Raw genomic sequence first — 7,846 nt, 5'->3', positions numbered from 1 at the left:
GCCCGACACCGGCCCCGCCCCCTGGCCTGGAGGACGACCGCGAGCGGCTCACCTCCGGCTCGCGGGTGCTGCTGGTGGTGGAGGACGACGCCCGCTTCGCCCTCATCCTGCGCGACCTGGCGCGCGAGCTGGGCTTCCAGTGCATCCTGGCCGCCACCGCCACGGATGGACTGGAGGCCGCGCTCGGCCACGCGCCCCATGCCATCATCCTGGACATGAACCTGCCGGACCACTCCGGCCTCACGGTGTTGGATCAGCTCAAACGCAATCCGCGCACGCGCCACATCCCGGTGCACGTGGTGTCCGCGGCGGACCCGACGCGTGAGGCACTGGAGCTGGGCGCGGTGGGCATCGCGCTCAAGCCCGTGCAGCGCGAGCAACTGCTGGACGTCTTCCGCACGCTGGAGACGAAGTCCGCGCCGGGCCCCCGCCGGGTGCTGGTGCTGGAGGACGACGCCCGTCAGCGCGAGAGCATCCAGAAGCTGCTGGAGGCAGAGGACGTGGAGGTGGAGGGCGTCGCCACCGCGCACGACGCGCTCCAGCGGCTTCGCGAGCACACCTTCGACTGCATGGTGATGGACCTGCACCTGCCGGACCTGAGCGGCCAGGACCTCCTGGAGCGCATGGCCGCCGAGGAGGCCGTCTCCTTCCCTCCCGTCATCGTCTACACCGGCCACACGCTCAGCCGCGACGAGGAGCAGCAGCTGCGCCGCTTCTCACGCTCCATCATCATCAAGGGCGTGCGCTCCCCGGAGCGCCTGTTGGACGAGGTGACGCTGTTCCTGCACCAGGTGGAGTCGCGCCTGCCACCGGAGCACCAGCGCATGCTCCAGGCCGCTCGCGACCGCGAGTCCACGCTGGAGGGCCGCCGCATCCTCGTGGTGGAGGACGACGTGCGGAACATCTTCGCCCTCTCCAGCGTGCTGGAGCCCCGGGGCGCGAAGGTGGAGATCGCCCGCAACGGAAAGGAGGCCCTGGCCCTGCTCACGAAGAGCCTGGCCCAGCCCCAGCTCGCGGTGGACCTGGTGCTGATGGACATCATGATGCCGGAGATGGATGGCCTCACCGCCACGCGCGAAATCCGCAAGCAGGAGGCCTGGCGCAAGCTGCCCATCATCGCGCTCACCGCGAAGGCCATGCGCGACGACCAGGAGAAGTGCCTCCAGGCGGGCGCCAATGACTACATCGCCAAGCCGCTCGACGTGGAGAAGCTGCTGTCGCTCCTGCGCGTCTGGATGCCCAAGGGGTGAGGCCGCGCATGCTCGACGTGGCGACGAAGGAGTTCGACATCGAGCTGCGGCTGCTGCTCGAGGCGCTCTACCTGAAATACCACTACGACTTCCGCGGCTACGCGGAGTCCTCCCTCAAGCGCCGGTTGGCCCAGGCCGCCGAGCGCCTCGACTGCGCCACCCTGTCCCAGCTCCAGGACCGGATGCTGCACGAACCCGCGCTGTTCCCCGTGCTGCTGGACTACCTCACCGTGCAGGTGAGCGAGCTGTTCCGCGACCCGTCCTACTTCCGCGGCCTGCGCGAGCACGTGGTGCCGGTGCTGCGCACCTATCCGTCCCTCAAGGTCTGGGTCGCGGGGTGCAGCACGGGGGAAGAGGCCTGGTCGCTCGCCATCCTGCTGCGTGAGGAGGGGCTGCTGGAGCGCACGCTCATCTACGCCACGGACATCAACCCCACCGCGCTCCAGCGCGCGGAAGCCGGTGTGTACGCGGTGGACCGCATCGCGTCCTTCACCCAGAACCACCGGCTGTCCGGCGCGCGCACGTCGCTGTCGGACTACTACACCGCCGCGTACGGCGGCGCGGTGTTCGACCGGTCGCTCAAGGGCCACATCATCTTCTCGGACCACAGCCTGGCCACCGACAGCGTCTTCGCGGAGGTGCAGCTCCTGTCGTGCCGCAATGTGCTCATCTACTTCAACCGCGAACTCCAGGAGCGCGCGCTGGGATTGTTCGCGGAATCGCTCTGTCACAAGGGGTTCCTGGGCCTGGGGGCGCGCGAGTCTCTGCGCTTCTCCTCGCACGAGGCCTCGTTCACCCCCGTCGTCCCCGAGGATAGGCTCTACCAGAAGCGATAGAGGAGGCCCCACCGCCATGCCCACTCCGCGCCCCGCTCCGCCCGCTGGCCGCGTCGACGCCATCGTCATTGGTGCGTCCGCGGGCGGGGTGGATGTCCTGACACAAATCCTGCCCGCGCTGCCCACGAACTTCCGGCCCGCGGTCCTCGTCGTCCTGCACCTGCCGCGCAAACTCCCCAGCCTGCTGCCGGAGGTCTTCACCGCCCGGTGCACGCTGCCGGTGCACGAGGCGACGGACAAGCAGCCTGTCCAGCCCGGGACCCTCTACTTCGCGCCACCCAACTACCACCTGCTCGTGGACCGGGACGCGAAGGGGCCGTTGCTCGCGCTGTCCATGGACGCCCCCGTCCACTTCTCCCGCCCCGCCATCGACGTGCTCTTCGAATCCGCCGCGGCCGTCTATGGCCCACGCCTGGGCGGCGTCATCCTTACGGGCGCCAACGCGGACGGGGCGCTGGGGCTCCAGGCGGTGAAACGGCGGGGCGGCGTCACCCTGGTGCAGGCCCCCAACACCGCTCGCTCGCCTGCCATGCCCCAGGCAGCCGTCGCGGCGGGGCCGGTGGATTTCGTGCTGCCTCTTGAACAGATGCCCGCCGTCTTCCGGGCATGGGGAGATGGCGGTGCTATCTGACCTGTCCGTCCTCAGCAAGGAGCCCCTGCCCGTGGCTTCCCGGGTGAAGTGCCTGCTCGTCGATGACCTGGAGGAGAATCTCCTGGCGCTCTCCGCCGTGCTGCGGCGTGACGACGTGGAGGTGCACTGCGCCCGCTCCGGCGCGGAGGCACTGGAGCTGCTGTTGCGTCACGAGTTCGCGCTCGCGCTCGTGGACGTGCAGATGCCGGAGATGGACGGCTTCGAGCTGGCGGAGCTGATGCGCGGCTCAGAGCGCACCCGCGACGTGCCCATCATCTTCGTCACCGCCGGCGGTGGCGACCCCTGGCGCACCTTCAAGGGCTACGAGGCCGGCGCGGTGGACTTCCTCTTCAAGCCGCTGGAAGCCCACGCGCTACGCGGCAAGGCGGAGGTCTTCTTCCAGATGCATCGCCAGAAGCAGCAGCTGGCGCAGCAGTTGGACACGCTCGCGGAGACGCTGCGCCTCAACGAGATGTTCACCGCGGTGCTGGGCCACGACCTGAGGAACCCCCTCTCCGCCATCCTCACCGCGGCGGACCTGCTCCAGCGCCGCTCGGAAGACGAGGCCGTGAAGAAGACGGCCTCGCGGATGATGACCGCCGGCAAGCGCATGAGCCGGATGATTGAAGACGTGCTGGACCTGGCGCGCGCGCGGCTGGCGGGCGGGATTCCGCTGCGCCGGGGAGAGACGGACTTCGGGCAGCTGGTGCAGCGCATGGTGCAGGAGCACCAGACGTCATGGCCCCGCCACCGCATCGAGGTGCGGCAGGACGGAGACCTCGTGGGAGACTGGGACGCGGACCGGCTGGCGCAGGTGGCCTCCAACCTCATCGGCAACGCGCTCCAGCACGGCGACGCCGCGGAGCCGGTGCGCATCCTCGTGGACGGCACGCGCGACCACGCCCTGCACTTCACCATCACCAACGTGGGCGTCATCCCCGCCCACCTGATGCCCTTCCTCTTCGACCCGTTCCGCGGCGGCCAGCAACGCCGGGGCCGGGGCGAGGGCCTGGGCCTGGGGCTCTACATCGTCCAGCAGATCATCCACGCGCATCAGGGCGGCGTGGAGGTGCTCTCCGGCAGCGGGCCCTACACGGAGTTCCGCGTGGAGCTGCCGCGCAAGGGCATGGACGTCGTCAAGCTGTAGCGCCGTTGTCCACGGGCACGCTGCCCGGCCCGTCGGACTCCTCCAGCGGCGGCAGCGTGTGCAGCCCCCAGCGCTGTCCCGCCTGCCAGGCGGCGACACCGGAGACGCCCCAGCCCGCGCGCTGGGCCTCGCGCCCCTCGAACTCCAGCCAGAAGACGGCGGTGTCCGGTCGCGCCGCCTGGTCCAGGCACGCCACGCGCGACAGCGCACGTCCGTGCGAGTCCAGCGCCACGGCGAAGGGCTTGTGCGAGTGGCCGCAGATCACCCACTTCGGGTGCACCGTGTCCACCAGCTTGCGCGTCACCGGGTTGCCAATCCACGGCGAGGGCAGCGGGCGCGAGGGGGCCAGGCGTTCGTCACGGGCCTTCTGCACGATGCCCCGGGGCCACTCGTGCACGAGCAGCAGGTCCACGTCCCGCATCGCGGACACGTGCTCCACCTCCGGCGTGCGGAAGTAGCCCGCCTGCTTCGCCGTATCCAGCGACGTGGGCCGCTTCAGCGGCTGGTCGATGAAGCGCGGCGCGTGGATGCCGGACAGGTACGCCACGCGCAACGGGCCCAGGGTGCGCAGGCCCGCGCGTCCCAGGTAGTGGACGTCCGGGGCCAGCTCACCGCCGTCAGGCAGGTCGTGCAGCGCCTCGAAGTCCTCGTTGTTGCCGCCAATGAAGTACAGCGGCCGCTTCACGCGGCGGATGCCGTCCGCGTACTCGGCGAACTCGGCGGGCATGGCGCGCTTGGCGGCCTTGCGCCGGTGGTCGTCCGCGTGGCGGAAGGCCTCCACGTCCCCCACCGCCAGCACCAGGTCCACCCTCCGGCCACGCGCCTGCTCCAGCGCATCCAGCCACGCCTCCACGCGGTGGAAGCGGCCATGGATGTCACCCAGCGCGGCGACGAGGAGGGAGTCCTGCGGCATGTCCTTCACTCAAGGCCTCCCGCCCCTCCCTGTCGAGTCATCCGCCTCTGTCACTTTCCAGTGACGGACGTATGGCTGCCCCAGCTACGGGCAACCCAGCGGATAGGTGACCTCCACCACCGCGCCCGGGGCCGGGGCGCGCAGCCGGTCGAAGATGACAGCGTTGGCCCGCGCGTCATAGGACCAGCCGTCCGTCACGGGCAGTCCGTCCACCCGGACGGCGATGGCGCCGGGGTCCTCCGGCACCTCCGACAGGGGGAAGGCCCGGTTGGGCCCGAAGGCGCTCTCCGACAGCTTCTCCAGCGACGCGGCCCAGTTGGGCGTGCAGATGCTGTCCACCACGCCGTTGAGCTTCCGGGCCAGCTCCATGTACCGGCTGCCGGAGCTGCTGGAGGTGGTGCAGGTGCTCAGGTCCTCCGGGCCCACCACGGCGTTGAAGCTCACCTTGGACGGGTCGTTCCCCTTCAGGGCCAGGAGGTAGGTCTCGTAGAAGGACACCGGCTGGGAGCTGAAGTCCTCCTCGTCCGACAGCACGATGATGGCCAGCTTCGCCTCCTCGCGCAGGAACCCGCCGTTGCCGTCGTTGGCCTGGGGCGTGCGCGGATCATCCAGGTCGTAGAGCAGCGGATCCGACAGCGCTCGGTACGCCGCGTCCAGGCCCTGCTCGTTCCAGTGGCATACGCCCACGTGCGTGTTGGTGGCGAAGACGCCGGCCGCGTTGGGCGTCTCCGGCGTGATGATGCGCGGGCTGGAGCCGTCCACGGGGAACAGGCGCCCGTTCTCACCGCCCAGCGCGCCGCCGGGGCACTCGGACCAGCCGCCCGGAGACGGGTCCAGGCCGGTGGTGGTGACGCCGATGCGGTAGTCCACCTGCGCGGCGGTGGCCGCGGACAGGAAGGCCGAGAAGTTATCCCCCAGGCTCTGCTGCTCCTCCATCATGGAGCCCGAGTTGTCCACGACGAAGAGCACGTCCACGCGCGCCTCCGACTGCTGGACGAAGCGGTCCGTCTGGTCCGTCTTCGCCAGGCCCCGCCCCACGAGCCCCGCGTTGTAGACGGCGCCGTCCCTCAGCGTGAAGCGCACCGTCGCCGCGTCCTCGCCCTCCTCCCCGGGCGCGTACTTCGCGGTGAGCTTCACGCGCCCGCCCGCGGGAATCGTGGCCGGCAGCGCGCCGGACACGGCGAACTCCTGGCCCGGCTGCTCCAGCTTCATGCCCGTCACCTTCACGTCCCCCGGACAGTCGTTGTAGGCCATGAACTCGCGGGTGCGAGGGCCGCACGCCAGCCGGCTGATGCCGAAGTCCACCGTGGTGGGCTGCACGGAGAAGCACCCCTGCACGCCCCGGCCCACCAGGTTCACCAACGGGTGGCCGCGCGTGGGGTGGCTCACCCAGCCCTCCGCGAGCCCCTGGAACTCCCCTTCACCGGATGGGCGGAAGCGCACGAGCAGCGTGGCCTTCTTGCCGGGCTCCAGCACGCTGTTGGCCACCGTCGACGCGCGGAACGCGGGGTCCGACCCCGACGCCAACTGGAGCCCCGCCAGGAAGCACGCCTGCGTGCCGGTGTTGCGCAGCGTCACCCCCAGCGCCACCTCCGAGCCCACCGGCACCTGGCCGAAGTCCAGCACCGAGGGCAGCGCGTACTCGCACGGCGCGAAGGCCTTGCCCTCGCCCGCCAGCGTCACGCCGTCCGTGGCGCTGGAGGTGCGCTGGGTGGAGGTGACGGCCAACTGCCCGCTGCTCGCGCTGCCCACGCCCGCGCGAGGGCTGAAGGTGAGGCCCACCTTCAGCGTGCCCCCGGGCGCCACCGGCTGGCTGGACGGCGGCTGCGCGAGCGTGAAGTAGCCCCCCGCCTGAGTGGTGAGGTGGAGCCCGGTGACGGTGGTCTCCTCGCGGCAGTGGTTGTTCACGGTGACGTCGCGCGTGGCCGTCATGCCGAAGGCCACCGGCCCGAAGTCCAGGTGCGCGGGCGTCACCTCCACGCACGACGCGCCGCCCTCACCCGTCAGCGTCACCTTGGGCCCGGGCGACGTCGTCTTCGGCTTGCGCACGGACACCTCCACGCGGCCATCGCGCACCCGGCCGGCCACCGCGGGCGTGAAGGCCACGCGCAGCTCCACCACCCCACCCGGAGCCAGCACGTCGTTGGGGAGCGCGGGCGCGCTCACCACCTTGAACACGCCGGACGGGTCCTCCAGGAGCGCCGCGCCCTTGTAGCTGAGCGGCTCGGAGCCCAGGTTGCGCACGGTGATGCGCTCCTCGGCGGTGGCGCCCACCGCCACCCGGCCGAAGTCCACGCGCAGCGGCGTCACCTCCAGCGCGCCGGCCACGCCCATCCCCGTCAGCCTCACCACCGCGGGCTCGCAGCCGTCGCACACCGCGACGTGCAGCTCCGCCTCCCCGTTGCCCAGCCGCACCGGGCTGAAGGCCACCGGCACCTTGCGCGTCTCATGCGGCGCCAGCGTGGACGGCATCCCCGCGCCGGCGGAGAACTCGTCCTTGTCCGCGCCCTCCACCGACAGCACCAGCGGGCTCTCCACGTCGGAGGGGTTGCGCACCGTCACCTCGCGCATCTCCACCAGCCCCAGGTTCACGTTGCCGAAGTCGAGCGCTGACTCCGGCACCTCCACCAGCGCCTTCACGCCGCGCCCGCTGATGGGCACCTGCGTCGCCGCGCCGCCGGACGCGTCCGTGAACAGCTCCAGCTGCCCCTGCACCGCGCCCTCCACGTCGGGCGTGAAGCGCACTTCAAGCTCGTGCTCCGCGCCGGCCGTCAGCGTGAAGGGCTCGAACACCGGGACGCTGACGTTGGGCAGCGACGAGCGCGCCCCCTCCACGCGGTACGACGCGCGCCCCTGGTTCGCCAGCCGCAGCGTCATCGTCTTGGTGCGCCCCACGGCGGCGGGGCCGAACTCCAGGAGCTCCGGGCGTGCCGCGAAGCCCGTGCGTGCCTGCTGTGAAGTGGGCCGCTCACACGCCGTCGCCGCCGCCACCAACGCCAACACCAGCCATCGGAGTCCACGCATACAGAGTCCCCCATTTCCTACGCACGGCACCGGTGTCCCCCCACA

6 protein-coding genes are annotated in these 7,846 nt (G+C 71.0%); 4 read left to right on the top strand and 2 right to left on the bottom strand.

The window, feature by feature from the left end; translation table 11 throughout:
- The 4 genes from D7Y11_RS27825 to D7Y11_RS27810 form a co-directional block, all read left to right on the top strand.
- Positions 1-1,250, top strand: a 1,250-nt coding sequence (locus D7Y11_RS27825; RefSeq protein WP_126935211.1) for a response regulator, incomplete at its 5' end; no start/stop codon positions are given.
- Positions 1,247-2,086, top strand: coding sequence for a CheR family methyltransferase (locus D7Y11_RS27820; protein WP_233607412.1), 840 nt, complete (start codon positions 1,247-1,249; stop codon positions 2,084-2,086). The genes D7Y11_RS27825 and D7Y11_RS27820, both read left to right, overlap by 4 nt.
- A 16-nt stretch (positions 2,087-2,102) precedes the next feature.
- Positions 2,103-2,717, top strand: coding sequence for a chemotaxis protein CheB (locus D7Y11_RS27815; RefSeq protein ID WP_120578467.1), 615 nt, complete (start codon positions 2,103-2,105; stop codon positions 2,715-2,717).
- Positions 2,701-3,864: a hybrid sensor histidine kinase/response regulator gene (locus tag D7Y11_RS27810; RefSeq protein ID WP_169831350.1), complete on the top strand. Its 1,164-nt coding sequence runs from the start codon at positions 2,701-2,703 to the stop codon at positions 3,862-3,864. Before D7Y11_RS27815 ends, D7Y11_RS27810 begins: the two co-directional genes overlap by 17 nt.
- Here D7Y11_RS27810 and D7Y11_RS27805 read toward each other — a convergent pair.
- Both D7Y11_RS27805 and D7Y11_RS27800 read right to left on the bottom strand, forming a co-directional pair.
- Positions 3,854-4,777: a metallophosphoesterase gene (locus tag D7Y11_RS27805; protein ID WP_120578471.1), complete on the bottom strand. Its 924-nt coding sequence runs from the start codon at positions 4,775-4,777 to the stop codon at positions 3,854-3,856. The genes D7Y11_RS27810 and D7Y11_RS27805 overlap by 11 nt on opposite strands.
- Positions 4,778-4,861: 84 nt before the next feature.
- Positions 4,862-7,801 (bottom strand): choice-of-anchor D domain-containing protein, encoded by a 2,940-nt coding sequence (locus D7Y11_RS27800; RefSeq protein WP_120578466.1) that lies wholly within the window; start codon positions 7,799-7,801, stop codon positions 4,862-4,864.
- Positions 7,802-7,846 lie beyond the last annotated feature (45 nt).

Source organism: Corallococcus sp. AB018, from assembly GCF_003986945.1.
GTDB lineage: Bacteria > Myxococcota > Myxococcia > Myxococcales > Myxococcaceae > Corallococcus > Corallococcus exiguus.
This window is presented reverse-complemented; position numbering and strand designations above follow the sequence as displayed.

What these genes read in the sequence shown, in the direction of transcription:
- D7Y11_RS27815 (WP_120578467.1), top strand. Translation starts at nt 2,103, where the DNA reads ATGCCCACTCCGCGCCCCGCTCCGCCCGCTGGCCGCGTCGACGCCATC.
- D7Y11_RS27810 (WP_169831350.1), top strand. Translation starts at nt 2,701, where the DNA reads ATGGCGGTGCTATCTGACCTGTCCGTCCTCAGCAAGGAGCCCCTGCCC.
- D7Y11_RS27805 (WP_120578471.1), bottom strand. Translation starts at nt 4,777, where the DNA reads ATGCCGCAGGACTCCCTCCTCGTCGCCGCGCTGGGTGACATCCATGGC.
- D7Y11_RS27800 (WP_120578466.1), bottom strand. Translation starts at nt 7,801, where the DNA reads ATGCGTGGACTCCGATGGCTGGTGTTGGCGTTGGTGGCGGCGGCGACG.